Annotated in this window: 28 protein-coding genes and 2 pseudogenes; 2 read left to right on the plus strand and 28 right to left on the minus strand. The window is 56.1% G+C overall.

The features are described from left to right. Nucleotides 1-137: 137 nt before the first annotated feature. From rpmD to rpmC, 11 genes are all read right to left on the minus strand, one after another. Nucleotides 138-326 carry a 50S ribosomal protein L30 gene (rpmD, locus tag MHN28_RS21780; RefSeq protein WP_008757946.1) on the minus strand — a complete coding sequence of 63 codons (189 nt, stop codon included), beginning with the start codon at nucleotides 324-326 and terminating at the stop codon, nucleotides 138-140. A 12-nt stretch (nucleotides 327-338) separates the two neighbouring features. Continuing rightward, nucleotides 339-908 (minus strand): 30S ribosomal protein S5, encoded by a 570-nt coding sequence (gene rpsE / locus MHN28_RS21785; RefSeq protein ID WP_155148691.1) that lies wholly within the window; start codon nucleotides 906-908, stop codon nucleotides 339-341. A 114-nt stretch (nucleotides 909-1,022) separates the two neighbouring features. After that, nucleotides 1,023-1,382 carry a 50S ribosomal protein L18 gene (rplR, locus tag MHN28_RS21790; protein ID WP_010437103.1) on the minus strand — a complete coding sequence of 120 codons (360 nt, stop codon included), beginning with the start codon at nucleotides 1,380-1,382 and terminating at the stop codon, nucleotides 1,023-1,025. Nucleotides 1,383-1,393: 11 nt separating this feature from the next. Further along, on the minus strand, nucleotides 1,394-1,927 hold the full coding sequence (rplF, locus tag MHN28_RS21795; protein WP_239344802.1) for a 50S ribosomal protein L6: 534 nt from the start codon (nucleotides 1,925-1,927) through the stop codon (nucleotides 1,394-1,396). Nucleotides 1,928-1,938: 11 nt separating this feature from the next. Beyond that, the gene (rpsH, locus tag MHN28_RS21800; protein ID WP_010437099.1) at nucleotides 1,939-2,331 is read right to left on the minus strand and encodes a 30S ribosomal protein S8; all 393 of its coding nucleotides are present in this window, start codon (nucleotides 2,329-2,331) and stop codon (nucleotides 1,939-1,941) included. Between the two features lie 13 nt (nucleotides 2,332-2,344). Further along, nucleotides 2,345-2,650, minus strand: a complete 306-nt coding sequence (gene rpsN / locus MHN28_RS21805; RefSeq protein WP_010437098.1) for a 30S ribosomal protein S14 — start codon at nucleotides 2,648-2,650, stop codon at nucleotides 2,345-2,347. Nucleotides 2,651-2,669: 19 nt separating this feature from the next. Beyond that, nucleotides 2,670-3,230, minus strand: a complete 561-nt coding sequence (gene rplE, locus MHN28_RS21810; RefSeq protein WP_170555198.1) for a 50S ribosomal protein L5 — start codon at nucleotides 3,228-3,230, stop codon at nucleotides 2,670-2,672. Then, nucleotides 3,223-3,534 (minus strand): 50S ribosomal protein L24, encoded by a 312-nt coding sequence (gene rplX / locus MHN28_RS21815; protein ID WP_239344804.1) that lies wholly within the window; start codon nucleotides 3,532-3,534, stop codon nucleotides 3,223-3,225. The genes rplE and rplX overlap by 8 nt, the downstream gene beginning before the upstream one ends. Nucleotides 3,535-3,536: 2 nt before the next feature. Beyond that, nucleotides 3,537-3,905, minus strand: coding sequence for a 50S ribosomal protein L14 (gene rplN, locus MHN28_RS21820; protein WP_008757934.1), 369 nt, complete (start codon nucleotides 3,903-3,905; stop codon nucleotides 3,537-3,539). Nucleotides 3,906-3,981: 76 nt separating this feature from the next. Continuing rightward, on the minus strand, nucleotides 3,982-4,212 hold the full coding sequence (gene rpsQ, locus MHN28_RS21825; RefSeq protein WP_039538279.1) for a 30S ribosomal protein S17: 231 nt from the start codon (nucleotides 4,210-4,212) through the stop codon (nucleotides 3,982-3,984). Nucleotides 4,213-4,216: 4 nt separating this feature from the next. Then, nucleotides 4,217-4,423, minus strand: a complete 207-nt coding sequence (rpmC, locus tag MHN28_RS21830) for a 50S ribosomal protein L29 (protein ID WP_037311745.1) — start codon at nucleotides 4,421-4,423, stop codon at nucleotides 4,217-4,219. 354 nt (nucleotides 4,424-4,777) lie between these two features. Here rpmC and MHN28_RS21835 point away from each other — a divergent pair, with 354 nt between their 5' ends. Continuing rightward, nucleotides 4,778-5,608 carry a LytTR family DNA-binding domain-containing protein gene (locus MHN28_RS21835; protein ID WP_239344806.1) on the plus strand — a complete coding sequence of 277 codons (831 nt, stop codon included), beginning with the start codon at nucleotides 4,778-4,780 and terminating at the stop codon, nucleotides 5,606-5,608. A gap of 20 nt (nucleotides 5,609-5,628) precedes the next feature. Here MHN28_RS21835 and MHN28_RS21840 read toward each other — a convergent pair whose 3' ends face one another. From MHN28_RS21840 to MHN28_RS21915, 16 genes and pseudogenes are all read right to left on the minus strand, one after another. Then, nucleotides 5,629-6,249: a 2OG-Fe(II) oxygenase family protein gene (locus tag MHN28_RS21840; protein WP_239344808.1), complete on the minus strand. Its 621-nt coding sequence runs from the start codon at nucleotides 6,247-6,249 to the stop codon at nucleotides 5,629-5,631. 50 nt (nucleotides 6,250-6,299) lie between these two features. Next, nucleotides 6,300-6,848, minus strand: coding sequence for an amino acid synthesis family protein (locus tag MHN28_RS21845; RefSeq protein ID WP_239344810.1), 549 nt, complete (start codon nucleotides 6,846-6,848; stop codon nucleotides 6,300-6,302). 146 nt (nucleotides 6,849-6,994) lie between these two features. Continuing rightward, nucleotides 6,995-7,408, minus strand: a complete 414-nt coding sequence (gene rplP, locus MHN28_RS21850; protein WP_058283513.1) for a 50S ribosomal protein L16 — start codon at nucleotides 7,406-7,408, stop codon at nucleotides 6,995-6,997. Nucleotides 7,409-7,420: 12 nt separating this feature from the next. Further along, entirely contained in the window at nucleotides 7,421-8,131 is a 711-nt protein-coding gene (rpsC, locus tag MHN28_RS21855) for a 30S ribosomal protein S3 (RefSeq protein WP_008758042.1), read from the minus strand. After that, nucleotides 8,131-8,511: a 50S ribosomal protein L22 gene (rplV, locus tag MHN28_RS21860; RefSeq protein WP_039538267.1), complete on the minus strand. Its 381-nt coding sequence runs from the start codon at nucleotides 8,509-8,511 to the stop codon at nucleotides 8,131-8,133. The genes rpsC and rplV overlap by 1 nt, the downstream gene beginning before the upstream one ends. Nucleotides 8,512-8,514: 3 nt before the next feature. Continuing rightward, on the minus strand, nucleotides 8,515-8,793 hold the full coding sequence (gene rpsS, locus MHN28_RS21865; protein WP_010437056.1) for a 30S ribosomal protein S19: 279 nt from the start codon (nucleotides 8,791-8,793) through the stop codon (nucleotides 8,515-8,517). Between the two features lie 3 nt (nucleotides 8,794-8,796). Then, the gene (gene rplB / locus MHN28_RS21870; RefSeq protein ID WP_008757664.1) at nucleotides 8,797-9,639 is read right to left on the minus strand and encodes a 50S ribosomal protein L2; all 843 of its coding nucleotides are present in this window, start codon (nucleotides 9,637-9,639) and stop codon (nucleotides 8,797-8,799) included. Between the two features lie 1,333 nt (nucleotides 9,640-10,972). Further along, nucleotides 10,973-12,007 carry a fatty acid desaturase gene (locus MHN28_RS21875; RefSeq protein WP_239344812.1) on the minus strand — a complete coding sequence of 345 codons (1,035 nt, stop codon included), beginning with the start codon at nucleotides 12,005-12,007 and terminating at the stop codon, nucleotides 10,973-10,975. A gap of 167 nt (nucleotides 12,008-12,174) precedes the next feature. Next, nucleotides 12,175-12,471, minus strand: a complete 297-nt coding sequence (locus MHN28_RS21880; protein ID WP_010437040.1) for a 50S ribosomal protein L23 — start codon at nucleotides 12,469-12,471, stop codon at nucleotides 12,175-12,177. Continuing rightward, nucleotides 12,468-13,085, minus strand: a complete 618-nt coding sequence (gene rplD, locus MHN28_RS21885; protein ID WP_008756644.1) for a 50S ribosomal protein L4 — start codon at nucleotides 13,083-13,085, stop codon at nucleotides 12,468-12,470. The genes MHN28_RS21880 and rplD overlap by 4 nt, the downstream gene beginning before the upstream one ends. Then, on the minus strand, nucleotides 13,082-13,807 hold the full coding sequence (gene rplC / locus MHN28_RS21890; RefSeq protein ID WP_170574972.1) for a 50S ribosomal protein L3: 726 nt from the start codon (nucleotides 13,805-13,807) through the stop codon (nucleotides 13,082-13,084). Before rplC ends, rplD begins: the two co-directional genes overlap by 4 nt. 18 nt (nucleotides 13,808-13,825) lie before the next feature. After that, entirely contained in the window at nucleotides 13,826-14,140 is a 315-nt protein-coding gene (rpsJ, locus tag MHN28_RS21895) for a 30S ribosomal protein S10 (RefSeq protein WP_008756422.1), read from the minus strand. A 192-nt stretch (nucleotides 14,141-14,332) separates the two neighbouring features. Then, nucleotides 14,333-14,800 carry a DUF2971 domain-containing protein gene (locus tag MHN28_RS21900; RefSeq protein WP_239344814.1) on the minus strand — a complete coding sequence of 156 codons (468 nt, stop codon included), beginning with the start codon at nucleotides 14,798-14,800 and terminating at the stop codon, nucleotides 14,333-14,335. Further along, nucleotides 14,797-15,288, minus strand: a complete 492-nt coding sequence (locus tag MHN28_RS21905) for a hypothetical protein (protein ID WP_239344816.1) — start codon at nucleotides 15,286-15,288, stop codon at nucleotides 14,797-14,799. The genes MHN28_RS21900 and MHN28_RS21905 overlap by 4 nt, the downstream gene beginning before the upstream one ends. A gap of 38 nt (nucleotides 15,289-15,326) precedes the next feature. Next, nucleotides 15,327-15,503, minus strand: a pseudogene (locus MHN28_RS21910) (hypothetical protein); the annotation flags it as partial. 25 nt (nucleotides 15,504-15,528) lie between these two features. After that, nucleotides 15,529-16,773: a cation:proton antiporter gene (locus MHN28_RS21915; protein ID WP_239344818.1), complete on the minus strand. Its 1,245-nt coding sequence runs from the start codon at nucleotides 16,771-16,773 to the stop codon at nucleotides 15,529-15,531. A 65-nt stretch (nucleotides 16,774-16,838) separates the two neighbouring features. Between MHN28_RS21915 and MHN28_RS21920 the strand changes: the two genes are divergently transcribed. Continuing rightward, nucleotides 16,839-17,042: a hypothetical protein gene (locus MHN28_RS21920; RefSeq protein ID WP_239344820.1), complete on the plus strand. Its 204-nt coding sequence runs from the start codon at nucleotides 16,839-16,841 to the stop codon at nucleotides 17,040-17,042. A gap of 17 nt (nucleotides 17,043-17,059) precedes the next feature. On the opposite strand, the pseudogene tuf reads toward MHN28_RS21920, so the two are convergent. Continuing rightward, nucleotides 17,060-17,185: pseudogene (tuf, locus tag MHN28_RS21925) on the minus strand (elongation factor Tu); the annotation flags it as partial.

Below are 17,185 nucleotides of genomic sequence, written 5' to 3' on the forward strand. Positions count from 1 at the left end.
CAGTGCCCAGTCGCTAAAATCAGTTCGCTCACACTCGTACCAGCCCCTGCTCGCCAGAGAAAAACACAGGTGACGACTCAACAAAAAACGCCCCCGACGATGTCGAGGGCGTTTCTAAATCTTCAAAGATTTCGCGCTTAGCCGCGCTCTTCGATGATCTCAACCAGATGCGGGATCTTGTTGACCATGCCGCGAACCGAAGGGGTATCTTCCAGCTCACGAGTCTTGTGCATCTTGTTCAGGCCCAGACCGATCAGGGTTGCGCGCTGTTCAGCGGGGCGACGGATCGGGGAACCGATCTGCTTGACGACGATGGTTTTTGCCATGGTTCGCTCTCCTTACGCTTCTGCTTCAGCAGCAGCCGGTGCTTCGTCCCGCTTGGGCAGGATATCGGCAACCTTTTTGCCACGACGTGCGGCAACCGAACGCGGGCTCTGCTCTTTCTGCAGGCCGTTGATGGTGGCGCGGATCATGTTGTACGGGTTCTGCGAGCCCAGCGACTTGGACACAACGTCCTTAACGCCCAGCATTTCGAACACAGCACGCATCGGACCACCGGCGATGATACCAGTACCTTCAGGTGCGGTGCGCATAACCACTTTACCGGCGCCGTGACGGCCTTCGATGTCGTGGTGCAGGGTACGACCTTCGCGCAGTTGCACGCGGATCATCTGACGCTTGGCTTGTTCAGTCGCCTTACGGATGGCCTCAGGTACTTCTTTCGCTTTACCCTTGCCAAAGCCGACGCGGCCTTTCTGATCGCCGACAACCACCAGAGCGGCGAAGCCAAAGCGCTTACCACCTTTTACGGTTTTCGACACGCGGTTGATTGCGACCAGACGATCTGCAAATTCCGGTGCTTCTTCACGGTCGCGGCCACGGCCCCGACGGTTTTCACGTTCTGCCATTTGGCATCCCTTTTCTCATGAGGCGCATGGCGCCGTTTTGTTCAATCCAAGTGAGCCCCGACTGTTGCCGAGGCCCCCGGATCATCGGGGCGGATCGAAACCCGCCCGCAGGTCTTAGATCTTCAGACCACCTTCACGCGCAGCGTCGGCGACAGCCTTCACTTTGCCGTGGAACAGGAAGCCACCACGATCGAAATAGGCCTCTTCGACGCCTGCCTTCTTGGCACGCTCGGCGATGGCCGCGCCCACTTTGGTGGCCGCTTCGACGTTGTTCTTGCCAACAACACCCAGATCTTTTTCCAGGGTCGAGGCCGAGGCCAGGGTCACGCCACGTACGTCGTCGATCAGCTGAACAGAGATGTTCTTGTTCGAACGGTGTACGGACAGACGCGGACGACCCGCGTTGACCTTGCGAAGTTTGTTCCGAACGCGCAGGCGGCGCTTCAGAAACAGGGTTCTTTTGCTGTTTGCCATTGTCTGCGTCCTTACTTCTTCTTGCCTTCCTTGCGGAAGATGAACTCGCCCTTGTAGCGGATGCCCTTGCCTTTGTACGGTTCGGGACGGCGCCATTCGCGGATTTTGGCCGCGACTTCGCCCACCTGCTGCTGGTCGATACCTTCCACAACGATTTCGGTCTGCTTCGGCGCGGTGATGGTGACACCTTCCGGAGCAGTGAAATCAACATCGTGGCTGTAGCCCAGGTTCAGCTTCAGGGTGTTGCCCTGCATCTGAGCCCGGTAACCAACACCCTGGATCTCCAGCTCTTTTTTGAAGCCGTTGGTAACGCCTTCAACCAGATTGGCAACCATGGTGCGGCTCATGCCCCACTGCTGACGTGCACGCTTGGACGAACCACGCGGGTCGATTTTGACCACGTTGTCTTCGACCGACAGAGTCACATCGTCAGTTGCGGTGAAGCTGCGGGTGCCTTTCGGACCTTTGACTTCGATGGTCTGACCCGACACAGAGGCGGAAACGCCGCTGGGCAGCTCGACCGGTTTTTTACCAATACGAGACATTGCAGACCTCCTTAGAAGACGGTGCAGAGCACTTCGCCGCCAACATTGTTGGAGCGAGCGTTTGCGTCCGACATCACACCTTTCGGAGTGCTGACAATCGACACACCCAGACCCTGACGGACCTGCGGGATGTCATTGACGCCCATGTATACGCGGCGACCGGGCTTCGAAACCCGCTTCAGTTCGCGAATGACAGGGGTGCCTTCGTAGTATTTCAGGCTGATTTCGATGGCCGGATGACCGTTTTCACCGGTCGTCGCTTCGTAGCCACGGATGTAACCTTCGTCCGCCAGCACGTCCAGAACCCAACCGCGCAGCTTGGAAGCCGGGGTGGAAACGGTGGACTTGCCGCGCATTTGCGCGTTGCGGATACGGGTGAGCATATCGCCGATAGGATCGTTCATATCTATGTCTCCCTTACCAGCTCGATTTCACCATGCCGGGGATCTGACCAGCAGAACCCAGCTCGCGCAGCGCGATACGGCTGACCTTCAGCTTACGGTAGTAAGCGTGGGGACGACCGGTCAGCTGACAACGGTTGTGCAGACGGGTAGCCGAGCTGTTGCGCGGCAGTTTCGCCAGTTTCAGACGCGCTTTGAAACGCTCTTCCATCGGCTTGCTCTCGTCATTCGCGATTTCTTTCAGCTCGGCACGCTTTGCGGCATATTTGGCCACCAGGCGTTCGCGCTTCTTCTCGCGTTCGATCATTGCTTTTTTAGCCATGTCTCAATCCTCCCGGCGCTTACGCGTTGAACGGCATGTTGAATGCTTTCAACAGGCTTTTCGCTTCAGCGTCGGTTTTCGCTGTGGTGGCAATTACGATATCCAGGCCCCAGACCTCGTCGACCTTGTCGAAGTCGATTTCCGGGAACACGATGTGCTCTTTCATGCCCATGGCAAAGTTGCCCTGACCATCGAAAGACGGCTTAACACCGCGGAAGTCACGAACGCGCGGCAGCGCGATGGTGATCAGACGATCCAGGAATTCGTACATCCGGTCACCGCGCAGGGTCACTTTCGCACCCAGCGGCATGTCTTCACGGACGCGGAAACCCGCAATCGACTTCTTCGCCTTGGTTGCAACGGCCTTTTGGCCAGCAATCGCAGTCAGATCCTCGACAGCAGCTTTCGCTTTCTTCGAGTCTTTGACCGCCTCAGCACCACAACCGATGTTCAGAACGATTTTCTCCAGCTTGGGCAGCTGCATGTCGTTCTTGTAGCCGAACTCTTCTTTCAGAGCGGCACGGATTGTTTCAGCGTACTGAGCTTTCAGACGCGGGGTATAGGTTGCGTTATCAAGCATCGATCACGTCCCCTGTGGTCTTGGCGAAGCGTACCTTCTTGTCACCTTCCATGCGGAAGCCAACGCGGGTTGCTTTGCCGTTCTTGTCCAGCAGAGCCAGGTTCGACAGCTCGATCGGGTTTGCCTGAGGCAGGCGACCACCTTGCGAGTTCTGGGTCTGGCGGGTGTGGCGGATGGCGATGTTCACGCCGTCTACAACAGCTTTACCGGCTTTCGGGTCAACCGAGGAAATGGTTCCCTCTTTGCCCTTGTCCTTGCCGGCCAGCACGACGACCTTGTCGCCTTTGCGGAGTTTAGCAGCCATGATTACAGCACCTCCGGAGCCAGCGAGATGATTTTCATGAAGTTCTTGCCACGCAGTTCACGAACAACCGGGCCAAAGATACGGGTACCTACGGGCTCGTTGTTGTTGTTCAGGATGACGGCGGCGTTGCGATCAAAACGGATCGCGGTGCCGTCTTCGCGACGGACTTCCTTGGCGGTGCGTACGACGACGGCCTTACGGACGTCACCTTTCTTTACGCGGCCGCGCGGGATGGCTTCCTTCACCGAGACGACAATGATGTCGCCGACGGAGGCGTATTTACGCTTGGAACCACCCAGGACCTTGATGCACTGAACTCGGCGTGCGCCGGAGTTGTCAGCGACATCCAGATTGGTCTGCATCTGGATCATGTGGTTTCTCCCGACCTGTGGGGGCTGGTCTCGTTAGATCCCCCAGGGTTTCGACAAATGGGAAAATCCCGGAAGCTTACGCTTCCAGAACTTCCCAACGTTTCGTCTTCGATTTCGGCGCGCATTCGATGATGCGTACGGTGTCGCCGACCTTGAAGGCGTTCTTTTCGTCGTGAGCCCGGTACTTCTTGGACTTACGAACGGTTTTGTGCAGCAGCGGGTGCTTGAAACGGCGTTCAACCGAAACAGTCACGGTCTGCTCGTTGGCGTCGCTGGTTACGATTCCGGACAGGATACGCTTGGGCATCTGATTACTCCTCGGATGCCGCAGCAGCGGCCTTTTCGTTCAGAATGGTTTTGACGCGGGCAGCGTTGCGGCGGGCCGCTTTGATGCCAGCGGTGCTTTCCAGCTGACCGGTTGCCTGTTGAAAGCGCAGGTTAAAGCTTTCTTTCTTCAGGTTGGCCAGTTCCTCGCGGAGCTGGTCCGGGGTCTTGTCACGCAGTTCTTGGGCGTTCATCGCCTTTTTCCTTTGCTCAAAACACCAGAAGGCCCCCTGACAGGGTCACCTTGGACCTGGTGGATGAATGATAGACATACGAATCGCCCGACAACGCCGGGAGATCGCAGGATGCCGCCGTATAAGGGTTTAGGGGTTGGGTGGCAAGGGTTAGTTTACGTACTTTCACCCGTGCCGATCCTGGCGGAAAATTCCCCCCGCCGAGACATCGACGGAGGGTTTAGGTTGGGTTCACTATTCACTATGTGCGGGCATGTTCCCACTACTTCTGTCCGCCAGTGACCAGCGTAAAGACTGTCCTGCCTGATTCAGAAGACCACTCGATAACAATTTACCAGTACTGCGCAGTGACCCATGCAAGAAGCTGAAAGTCGTGAATATCAGATTTTGCTAACGAATGGACAGGTGATGCACTTCACGCAACGTGAATTGCACACGCTTGTGCGCAGTAAACGAGTCTGGATGTTCCTCGTTGTCAGCCTGGTCGTTATCGCCCTTGCCAATCCAACGCTGTTCCCGTCCATTCCCGAATACTCGGCGCGATTGTTCTATTGGGGCGTGTCAGTTCTGCTCTACCTGTTGATCATTCCGTATTGGGGATCAGCGGTTAACGGAGTTTGGCGAAGATATCTGAACGTTCCGCTACCGCTTATCGTTGCGACTGGTCCCCTCATTATTGGCCTGTCTTTTCTCGCGACTCTTTTCCCATTCATGTTCGGAGATTTTGTACCCCAACGTGGCGAGCCTCTGGTCTGGACAGACTACCTGCGCAACCTGATCATTGGACACGTCATTGAAACGGTGGGCCTGCTGTGGTTGCTACCGCTGCAACGCAATGAGGAATCGGAGGAAAGCTCTTCCAAGGAGGAAACCCGGTTCGTCATCCTCACTGGCCGGTCATTACCTCTTGAGAATATCCTGATGGTGCAAAGTTCCGAGCATTACTTAATGGTAAGCACGCGCGAAAAGACATCTCAGTACCGCGCCCGAATGAAGGATTTTCTCCAACAAACTGGCGAAACCGATGGAATTCAGACCCATCGCTCTTACTGGGTATCCAAGGAAGAAGCGCAGGAATTATGCGGGAGTACAGTGAAGACACGATCAGGGGGCGAGGTTCCCGTCTCCCGCGGTCGCCTTCCCGAGGTTCGGACGTGGTTTCGCTTGCATGGAAAGGTGCATTGAGGCCCATCGGCCTCGACCGCCTATGCCCACTTATAATTGAAACTCACCGAAATCCGCTCTTCCTCGGCCATGTTCATCGGCACCTCGTGGCGCAGCCAGCTTTCCCAAAGCAGGACGTCACCCACTTGCGGCTTCATGTAAATGAACGGCTGTAAATCGCGCCGCCCGCCTTTCAAACGCGTCGGTGCGGCCATCATGCGGCCTGAGCGGGGGTCTTCCAGTTTCAACGCGCTCGCCCCTTCGGGCATCGCCACATAGGTCGTGCCCGAGATCACGCTGTGCGGGTGCAGGTGGCTGGAGTGCATCCCGCCCTCGGGCAGGATGTTGATCCACAGGTCTTCGAGCTTCAGTTCACCCTCGCCCAGATCGAACTCCAGATCCTTGGCAAAGGCCGCCACGTGTTGATCCAGCACCTTGACCAGATCGGCGAAGATCGGGAACCGCCAGGGCAGATCGGTCAGCGAGGCATAGCTGGTGTAGCCGGGATAGCCGTTCTCCTCACACCATTCCTGCCCGGCCTCGTCATCCTCGGCGATGACAAGGCAAGAGCTTTCCAGTTCTTCCGGGTCGATCTTGGGATCAAACTCCGACAAAGCTGCGCGGTAAAAACGGGTTACGAAGAGTGATTCAATCTGTGCCATGGGCCGGGCATACCCCAGCCCCTGCGACAAGGCCAGCCAATGTTGGCGGGTTACGTCTTGATAGGTCCTTTGCCGCAGCGCGGTATCGGGCGACCACCATCAGCATAGGCGAGGCACAGCACGATCTCATCCGGTTTCGGTGCATCGGGGATGTTCAACGTCATCGTATCGAAATGGTCGAACGACCACGGATTATCCTTGTGCCCAAGCGGCAGATCAATCGCACAGCCTGGTGCGCCCAGCTTGGCATTCGAAGGGATTACAGCTTCACCCCCGCCAGCCGCCGCACGCATCGGAGCGCCAAGTTTTGGATGGATTACCGCCCCGCCCTGCTCAAGGTCGCCGTTCACACCAACAATCGCCGCCTTCCCGTACGAGGCCGGCTCTCCGTCCAACTGTTCGATGGCTTCGCTGGCGAGTTCCTCGCCTAGCAAAGCCCCGATCTCGAACAACTCTGAAAGGTCTTCTGTATAAGTGCCCGCAAGAGGGTTTCGAACCACCGCCAATGCGGCGACGCGGCTGATAGGCGCGCAAGGCTGCCCCAGTTGATCTGCGGTGATCACTTCTTTGACGAACACCTTCTTTCGCAGTTGCACCATAGTAGCCTCCTGACTTGTTCGCTGTCAGCCTAGGTGCGCGTTGCCGTCGCGTCGAACTAATTTGCGGCCCCAAACAAAACGAAAACCCCCGCCGGTGTCCCGACGGGAGTCAATCTTGTCACGAACAGGGCCTAGACCCCAATCGCTTACCAGTCTTCGCGAACCACGACGCGGGTCTTGATCGGCAGCTTCATCGCGGCCAGGCGCAGAGCCTCGCGGGCGATGTCGTCATTGACGCCGTCGATCTCGAACATCACGCGACCAGGCTTGACTTTGCATGCCCAGCGGTCGACCGAACCTTTACCTTTACCCATACGAACTTCGATCGGCTTTGCAGTGACCGGAGTGTCGGGGAAGATGCGGATCCAGACACGACCCTGACGCTTCATGTGACGCGTCATGGCACGACGTGCAGCTTCGATCTGGCGTGCAGTTACACGCTCAGGCTCAAGAGCTTTCAGGCCGTAGGTGCCAAAGTTCAGATCAGAGCCGCCTTTGGCGAGACCCTTGATCCGGCCTTTGTGCATCTTGCGGAATTTAGTACGCTTTGGTTGAAGCATATCTTTCCCTCCTTAGCGACGACCGCCACCAGCACCACGAGGTGCAGGGCCGTCCTGGAGTTCCTGTGCTTTACGGTCACGTGCCTGCGGATCGTGCTCCATGATCTCACCTTTGAAGATCCAGACCTTGATCCCGATGATCCCGTAAGGAGTCATCGCTTCGGCATGTGCGTAATCGATGTCGGCACGCAGGGTGTGCAGAGGCACGCGGCCTTCGCGGTACCACTCGGTCCGTGCGATTTCTGCGCCGCCCAGACGACCAGCGACGTTCACCCGGATACCCAGGGCGCCCATGCGCATGGCGTTCTGAACCGACCGCTTCATCGCGCGACGGAACGAAACACGACGTTCCAGCTGCTGAGCGATGGACTCGGCAACCAGCTGCGCGTCAAGCTCGGGCTTGCGCACTTCGACGATGTTCAGGTGCAGTTCGCTGTCGGTCATACGAGCAAGCTTTTTGCGCAGAACTTCGATGTCTGCACCTTTCTTGCCGATGATGACACCGGGACGTGCAGTGTGGATCGTAACGCGGCACTTCTTGTGCGGACGTTCGATGATCACACGGGCAACACCGGCCTGCTTGCACTCTTTGTTGATGAACTCACGGATCTTGAGGTCTTCCAGCAGAAGATCACCGTAGTCCTTCGTGTCGGCGTACCAGCGGCTGTCCCAGGTGCGGTTGACCTGCAGGCGCATGCCGATCGGATTTACTTTATGACCCATTAGGCTTGCTCCTCAACTTGACGCACCTTGATGGTGATCTCCGAGAACGGCTTCATGATCTTGCCGAAACGGCCACGTGCACGCGGGCGACCGCGCTTCATGACCAGGTTCTTGCCAACCCATGCTTCGGCGACGATCAGTTCGTCAACGTCCAGGTTGTGGTTGTTTTCGGCATTCGCGATTGCGGACTGCAGGCACTTCTTGACGTCCTGCGCGACACGCTTGTTCGAGAAAGTCAGGTCGGTCAGAGCCTTCTCAACTTTCTTGCCGCGGATCATTTGCGCAACCAGGTTCAGTTTCTGCGGGCTGGTACGAAGCATGCGCGTTTTCGCCATTGCTTCGTTTTCAGCCACGCGGCGGGGGTTCTTTTCCTTGCCCATGACTTACTTCCGCTTCGCTTTTTTGTCAGCGGCGTGACCGTAATAGGTACGAGTCGGCGAGTACTCACCGAACTTCTGACCGATCATGTCTTCCGAGACGTTGACGGGAATGTGTTTATGGCCGTTGTACACACCAAAGGTCAGACCCACGAACTGGGGCAGAATGGTGGAACGACGCGACCAGATTTTGATGACTTCGTTGCGGCCCGACTCGCGCGCTGCTTCGGCTTTTTTCAGCACGTAAGCATCGACGAAAGGACCCTTCCAAACAGAGCGAGACATAGATTAACGTCCCTTCTTCTTGGCGTGCCGCGAGCGGATGATCAGCTTCTGGGACGCTTTGTTCTTGTTGCGGGTACGCTTACCCTTGGTGTCCTTACCCCACGGAGTAACCGGCGTACGGCCACCCGAGGTACGACCTTCACCACCACCGTGCGGGTGATCGATCGGGTTCATTGCAACACCACGAACCGAGGGACGAACGCCTTTGTGGCGCATACGACCGGCTTTACCGAGGTTCTGGTTCGAGTTGTCGGGGTTGGACACGGCACCAACGGTGGCCATGCATTCCTGACGGACCATGCGCAGCTCGCCCGAGCTCAGACGGATCTGAGCGTAGCCGCCATCGCGACCAACGAACTGAGCGTAAGTACCGGCCGCACGTGCGATCTGACCGCCTTTACCAGGCTTCATCTCGATGTTGTGGACGATGGTACCAATGGGCATGCCCGAGAACGGCATTGCGTTGCCCGGCTTGATGTCGGCCTTGGCGGATGCCACGACTTTGTCACCAACAGCCAGACGCTGCGGAGCCAGGATATATGCCTGCTCGCCGTCTTCGTATTTTACCAGTGCGATGAATGCGGTCCGGTTCGGGTCATATTCGATCCGCTCGACGGTTGCCGCGACATCAAATTTGTTCCGTTTGAAGTCAACGATCCGGTAGAGACGCTTTGCGCCACCGCCGCGGCGGCGTGAAGTGATCCGTCCGGTGTTGTTCCGGCCGCCCGATTTGGTCAATCCCTCAGTGAGAGACTTGACCGGACGTCCTTTCCAAAGCTCCGAACGGTCGATCAGCACCAGCCCGCGCTGGCCCGGCGTCGTCGGCTTGTACGACTTGAGTGCCATGCTTTCTGTCTTCCGTTTAGCAAGTGCAGGGAGTTTCCCCGCTATGTGATAGGCCCCCGTAGGTGCCAAGGGTATAGGGCCCCGAAGGTCCCCGGTTTCAAATATCAGAGGCCCCGGAACGAATCCGAGGCCGCAAGATTGGGAGCATGTAGCAGTGTTGGGGGTGGGTGTCTATAGGGTACTTGAACTATTGAATCCGCATTCCGCAAAGCCTTTCCGCGTCAGGGATGCAAGGATCGCTCACAGAGTCCGCCCAGCAGTTTCGGCTGTAGTCCCTCATGAGAGAAACGCGCTGTTTACTACGAGGCGGGGAGTAGTGCCTCTCTGATGGGATCATTTCTGTCCGTTGAACCACATCCCGAAGTGGGACCTTCTCAACTTTCTGGATTTCCACTGGGAGTAGCCGAAACTCTTTCGTATTCAGTCCTTCCCCCTCCAAAGCTCCCAAAAGACAGCTATATTCGCGCGCCTCGGCACCAATCCCTCCGAGCTCTCCAAACACAGTTACAAACCGATGCCCGTCGGAAATTTCGAACGGACTCCAATTTTCATTGAGTCCAAGGGCTTTCATGCAAACGTTCCTGAAATCTACTTCAACAGTTCGACCATCACCGACCGGCACATGTGGCCAAAACGTCCCTTCGCCATACGGCATAGTAGACTTGTGAGGAGGGCCTTTAATGCCTCCCGGCTCAGCATCTTGTTTAAAGTAACACATGACATCTTGCGGTAGGCGCGTGACACCGGCTGTGCTTTCCACTGGTATCGTATATGTCAGAAATGTTGCCTCACCGGTTTCCCAGTGCTTGTCATTCCACTCTGTCGCAGCTCTCAAGTTCCGCCCGTGTTTCCACGGATAATAGACGAAGAACTCAAACAAGAAGTAACCAACGATAAACGTCACAACGGCAACCGCCGCGCCAAAAACAAGCATAACTATTCGAAGCAGATTTCTCAATCGGGACAACCAAATAACTAAAGCTAACACGAAGATTGCAATTCAACTCTTAGATGTAAAGGTTCGGGACAAGGCCGACGCGCCAGCGACTGCCCGTCCCGGCGGGCTGGCGCTTTGGGGACGTTTGCGCCTCGATAAATTACGGATGTATTTGGCACCATAAATCGCACTGATCAGGCGTTACAGCGCCATCACACGGGCAGTCACTGACACAGCTAACAGAAAAACCCCCCGCTTTTGCGAGGGCCTTTACCTCTCTCCAAAGACGGGCTCGACCAGAGACCAGTGAACACGCCGATGGTGTTCCCTTCTTCCAGGGCACATTTGCTTTTTTGACATCTTTCCGACGGCCCAGTTGCCCCCGGAACCAACCCCTCATCCGTAAAGCGCGCGGGCCTCGGCGAAGGACAACAGGCGACGGTGGTTCTCATCCCACAGGTGCAGCCGCGCATTAGCGAGGCTCTCGCGGATGGTCATCTGGTTGCTGTTGGCCAGCTCATCATGATCGCGCAGCACTTCGGTCAGGCGGTAGAACGGAATGCGGCTGTACAGGTGGTGCACGTGGTGGATGCCGATATTGGCGCTAAACCACTGCAGCACGGACGGCAGGATGTAGTGCGAACTGCCGTGCAAGGCAGCCTCATGCAGCTGCCAGTCCTCATCAGCATCCCAGTGCGTATCCTCGAACTGGTGCTGGACGTAAAACAGCCACACCCCGGCAGTCGCGGCAATCAGGGTTGAGGGCAGAAAGATCAACAGCACTGGCATAAGGCCGCCAAAGTAGTAGACGGCCAGCAGTGCGGCCAGAATGGCGGCATTGGTCCCCATCGCACTGACCCAGAATCTGGTGCTGCCTGTCAAACCCAGCGGGAGGCGGTTCTGAAACAGAAACAGATAGCCGGGGCCAAGGACGAACAGGGTGATGGGATGGCGATAAACGCGATACCAGAACCGGCTCATGGGTGTCTTTGACTGGTACTCGGTCACCGTCAGGGTGTGGATATCGCCCATTCCCCGTTTGTCCAGATTGCCCGAGCTGTTGTGATGGTAGGAGTGCGTGCGGCGCCAGACATCGTAGGGCGTCAGGGTCAGCACTCCGATCGCCCGTCCGACCCAGTCGCTGACCGTCCGGTTCTTGAAGAACGCCCCATGCCCGCAATCATGCTGGATCGCAAACAGACGCAGCAGGAAGGCCGCATTCAGGACCGCAATCGCAAAAGCCAACCAATAGCTGACCGACAAAGACATCCAGGACAATGCCCACAGCGCAAAGAAGGGGATGATGCTGACACCAAGCTCAAAGGAACTGCGCCATTGGTTAGGTTCACGATATTTGGCTAGCGTCGTAACCCAATCCCGCGCGGCGGTTTTATCCGGATTTTTCCGGGTCGAGAGAGAGGTTTCGGTCATGCGCCTGCCATGTCTTTAGTTTGTTGGAAACCGGATAGACTACCGCCCCGACTTAGCAAGCGATTTGTTCAAAACACGATTGTTTCGCGCTCAATTTTCTGTGTCGCCGCTAAAGAAAAACCCCCGCTTTCGCGGGGGCCTTCATCTTTTTCCAAAGACGGATCCGATCAGAGACCGGTGCTTACGTCGATGGTGTTACCCTCTTCCAGGGTCACATATGCTTTTTTGACGTCTTTCCGACGGCCCAGCTGGCCGCGGAACCGCTTGACCTTGCCTTTGGTCACAGTGGTGTTCACCGCTTTGACCTTCACACCAAACAGCGCCTCAACGGCCTCTTTGATCTGCGGTTTGTTGCTGTCGATCGCCACTTCAAAGACAACCGCGCCGTTTTCGGACGCCATGGTCGACTTTTCGGTGATGACCGGCTTGCGGATCACGTCGTAGTGTTCTGCCTTCGCGCTCATTTCAGACGAGCCTCCAGTGCTTCGACAGCCGCTTTGGTGAGCACCAGAGTGTCACGCTTGAGGATGTCATAGACGTTTGCGCCCATCGACGGCAGGATATCCAGACCTTCGATGTTCTTGGACGCTTTCAGGAACCCTTCGTTCACGGTCGCGCCGTCGATGACCAGAGCGCGTTTCCAGCCCAGGTTTGCAACCTGTTTGGCCAGAGCGGCTGTCTTGCCTTCGGCTTCGGCGTTTTCGATCACGACCAGTTCACCTGCCTTGGCTTTTGCCGACAGAGCGTGGCGCAGGCCAAGCTTGCGGAACTTCTTCGGCAGGTCATGACCATGCGAACGCACCACGGGGCCTTTGTAGATACCACCACCGCGGAAGATCGGTGCATTACGGTCACCATGGCGTGCGCCACCGGTGCCCTTTTGGCGATAGATCTTCTTGGTCGAGTAGCTGGTTTCCGAGCGGGTCTTCACCTTGTGAGTTCCGGCCTGCGCGTTGTTGCGCTGCCAACGGACCACACGGTGCAGGATGTCCGCACGAGGCTCGAGACCGAACAGATCTGCGTTCAGCTCGATGTCGCCGGCTTTGCCGCCGTCCAGTTTGATTACATCAAGTTTCATGCTTCACCACCTTCCGCGGGTGCTTCTTCCGCAGGTGCTTCGGTTGCAGCCGATTTCACGGCAGCCGGGAAAGGCAGGCCTTCCGGTGCTTTCTTCTTCACGGCGTCCTTGACGGTGACCCAGCCCGATTTCGGTCCGGGAACGGCGCCTTTGATGAAGACCAGGTTCCGGTCGGCGTCGGTTTTGACGACTTCCAGGTTCTGGGTGGTTACACGGGCAGCACCCATGTGACCGGCCATCTTCTTGCCTTTGAAAACCTTGCCCGGGTCCTGACACTGACCGGTCGAACCGTGCGAACGGTGGCTGATCGAAACACCGTGCGAAGCGCGCAGACCACCGAAGTTGTGGCGCTTCATTGCACCGGCAAAGCCTTTACCGATCGAGGTGCCCGAAACGTCAACTTTCTGACCTTCCAGGAAGTGTTCTGCCGAAATCTCGGCGCCCACTTCGATCAGGCCATCTTCGGAGACGCGGAACTCGGCCAGCTTACGCTTGGGCTCGACCTTTGCAGCGGCGTAGTGACCGCGCATGGCCTTCGAGGTGCGTTTTGCCTTGGCAGCACCGGCGCCCAGCTGAACGGCGGTATAGCCGTCTTTGTCAGCGGTACGCTGTGCAACAACCTGCAGGTTGTCCAGGTGAAGAACGGTCACAGGAATCTGCTTGCCGTCTTCCATGAACAGGCGGGTCATGCCAACTTTTTTTGCGATAATACCAGAGCGCATAATCTATACCCTCCGATCTTACGACTGCAGCTTGATCTCGACGTCCACACCAGCAGCGAGGTCGAGCTTCATCAGCGCGTCAACGGTCTGGGGGGTCGGATCAACGATGTCGAGCAGACGCTTGTGCGTACGGATCTCGAACTGGTCGCGGGATTTCTTGTCAACGTGAGGGCCACGGAGAACCGTGAACTTCTCAATCTTGTTCGGCAGCGGGATCGGGCCGCGCACGTTCGCGCCGGTCCGCTTGGCAGTGTTGACGATCTCTTGCGTGCTGGCATCCAGAACGCGATAGTCAAATGCCTTCAGCCGAATACGGATGTTTTGGCTTTGCATATTAACAGCCTTTTATCAGGCGTTGAGGTTGAGAGGAGGACAGACGCGCATCGCCGACCCTCTTCGAACCCAAAAGGCGGGAATCACCCCGCCTTGATGTTCTTACTGAGAACTCGCGCGTATTAGTGGGGTTGGTTCGGTTTGGCAAGGGGGTAAGTGAAACCTACTTCCCCCTTCACTTGTGTTGAGGTCTTAGTCTGTGCGCAACGGAATATCTGACGAAACCACCTTTTCTCGATGCTCAGTCACGTTCGCCTGTTCCAACACCTGCCGGAATGCCTCAGCACTTACATAGGGGTATTCTGTCGGCCCGATAATGACTCGATCCAACAAACTTGGCACATCAGCACCAAACAAGCCAACTTCTGGATCATGTCTCAAAGGCAGAACGTAGACAATTTGTGGAACACCGCCCAGCACTTCGACACGTCTTTCCATGGCGGCGCTGTGTTCTTCATTTGGCCGGTAGAAGAGGCGCCATTCCCGCTCTTCAGAAAACCCGGGATGCTTTGTCACGATGGCCGTATGGAACAACATATGGTGAATGTAAGTGACGAGTGTATCTTGCCCTAACAACTGCAAGTACTTGCGGTTTATTAATATGGCGCCCGTAATTTGATCCAGCCGTGCCTTATACGCATCTTCAGTTAGATACATCACTGGCCAGAGTAGACCGCCAACTTATCAGTAAACGCCATCATTGGAGCATTGTTTACGACAATTGCAGTATCGCCGTAGGCACGCCACATCGACAGCCGACCACTCTTGTCTTCGTCCTCACTGTGCTCAGAAATGCAAGCGATGTAGGTTTCTAACTCCCAATCATGCATCCAACCTTGCAAACGTTTATCAACAAGACCGATCGTTCCCTCAAATATGTCCTCAACAGCCACCCTAAAACGTTCTCCAGCCTCTCCCGAAAAGACTTTATGTATTAGATCAATACCATATGATATTTCCGAAAAGTCGTTCATTACGGTCGCATTACGGAACCAAAGCTCCTTATTGCGGATGACTTTCAGAGCCGTATCTGCGTTGGTATAGTAGGCGAAACGACGTTTCTTATCAGCAACTTCGACCATTCTTTCGGGGTATCCAGGCTGGAATATCTCCCAGAACTTTCGAGTATCGTCATCAACTTCGATCAATTTACCAAATTCCTTCGTTCTCCAAAGTTGCTAGGAAACTAATCGTTGGCTGGTAGGGCGCAAGACACAATCAGTCTCAATCGAATGGCAAAAGAGGCCGCACCAACGTTGCGACCGCCTTCGCGGATCGCGAAGCGCAGGCCCTGCTCCATCGCGATCGGGGCGATCAGCTTAACGCCGCACAACATGTTGTCCCCGGGAATGACCATCTCGGTGTCTCAGACCAGAGCCACAGCGCCGCTAACTTTCAGACGGTTGAGACGACACATATCGAGGCGCAATAACCTTGTCGTAAAACAAAAAAGACAACGGCGTCAGCACCATCGACAATGCGACTACAATGATCAAAGTATTCGCCAGATCGGCACTCAGCACATGCGTCGCAACTGAGAAAGACAGCAACACAAACCCGAACTCTCCGGCCTGCGCCATCCCCAACGCAAACAGCCAGTTGCTCGCGCCGGAAACACCAAACAATCGGCCCAGAACAAAAAGAACCAATGCTTTGATGATCATCACACCAAGGGTCAGCGAGACAACCAGACCGATGTGATCAACCATCAACCTGAAGTTCACCGAGGCTCCGACGCTGACAAAAAACAACCCCAGAAACAGCCCCTTGAACGGAGTGATCTCTTTTTCAAGAGCATTGCGATACTCGCTGTTGGCCAACACCACACCGGCAATGAACGCCCCCAAAGCCGGGGTCAGACCAACGGCCATCATCAGCACGGCAACCCCGACGATAATGGTAAGCGCCATGGCTGTGAACAACTCGGGCAGTTTGGCGGATTCGACATACCGGAACACTGGTCCGATCAGGTAAGACCCGCCGACAATGACCAGGATGATCGAGCCAAGCGTGACCAGCGCTCTCAACCATCCGGGCAGGCCCAGCACAAGATTCAACAAATGCCCGGTGCTTGTCGTAGGTCCGTGACTAACAGAGCTGCCCCCCATCGCGGCAAGATCGGGTAGCGCCAAAAGTGGCAGTAGCGCAAGAATTGGGATCACAGCGATGTCTTGCATCAACAAGACCGAAAAGCTGGATTGCCCGCCACTGCCCATGAGCAGACCTTTTTCGTGTAATGTCTGAAGCACGATGGCAGTGGACGACAATGAAAAGATCAGTCCGATCGTCAGCGCCACCTGCCATTGTTGGCCAAACGCCATCACCGGCCCCATAATCGCCAGGGTCGTGCAAAGCAGTTGCAGCCCACCTAGCCCCAATAGCCTGCGCCGCAAGTCCCATAGCTTCTTTGGCGCCAGCTCCAATCCGATCAGAAACAGCATCATGACGACGCCAAATTCTGCGAACTGCTCCATGCTATCGACATCGACATTCAGCGCAGTCAGGGCAGGACCAAGAAGCATCCCGGCAATCAGGAAACCCAGAACCGACCCAAGCCCAAGCCACACGGCAATTGGGACAATGGCGATGCCTGAGCCAAGAAGAATAAAAGAAAGAAGAAGATAGTCTTCCATGAATTAATGGATTTGAAACAAGGTTTGCATCAAACAAGCTCCTCATAAGCAGATCAGGGCAAGTGATGAAACAGCATACCGTCACTCCTGACAGCCGTCGAGGCAACCAGAACACTCACGAGTTCGGGGACCTGCGATTTCAGAAAATCGGCGTGGAGAGCCGAACAATTTCAAACGACCTGAAAAGGCATTTGGGTAGTTTGCGGGAAACTAAAAAGGCCGCCCCCAAGGGGGCGGCCTTCTTTAATTTCAACGCTGTGCCGGGTTGAAACCCGACCTACCGTGATTACTCGATGATTTTCGAGACGACGCCGGCGCCGACGGTGCGGCCGCCTTCGCGGATGGCGAAACGCAGGCCGTCTTCCATGGCGATCGGTGCGATCAGCTCGACGGTGAAGCCGACGTTGTCGCC

The organism is Ruegeria sp. Ofav3-42, from assembly GCF_022347725.1.
Taxonomy (GTDB): Bacteria; Pseudomonadota; Alphaproteobacteria; order Rhodobacterales; family Rhodobacteraceae; genus Ruegeria.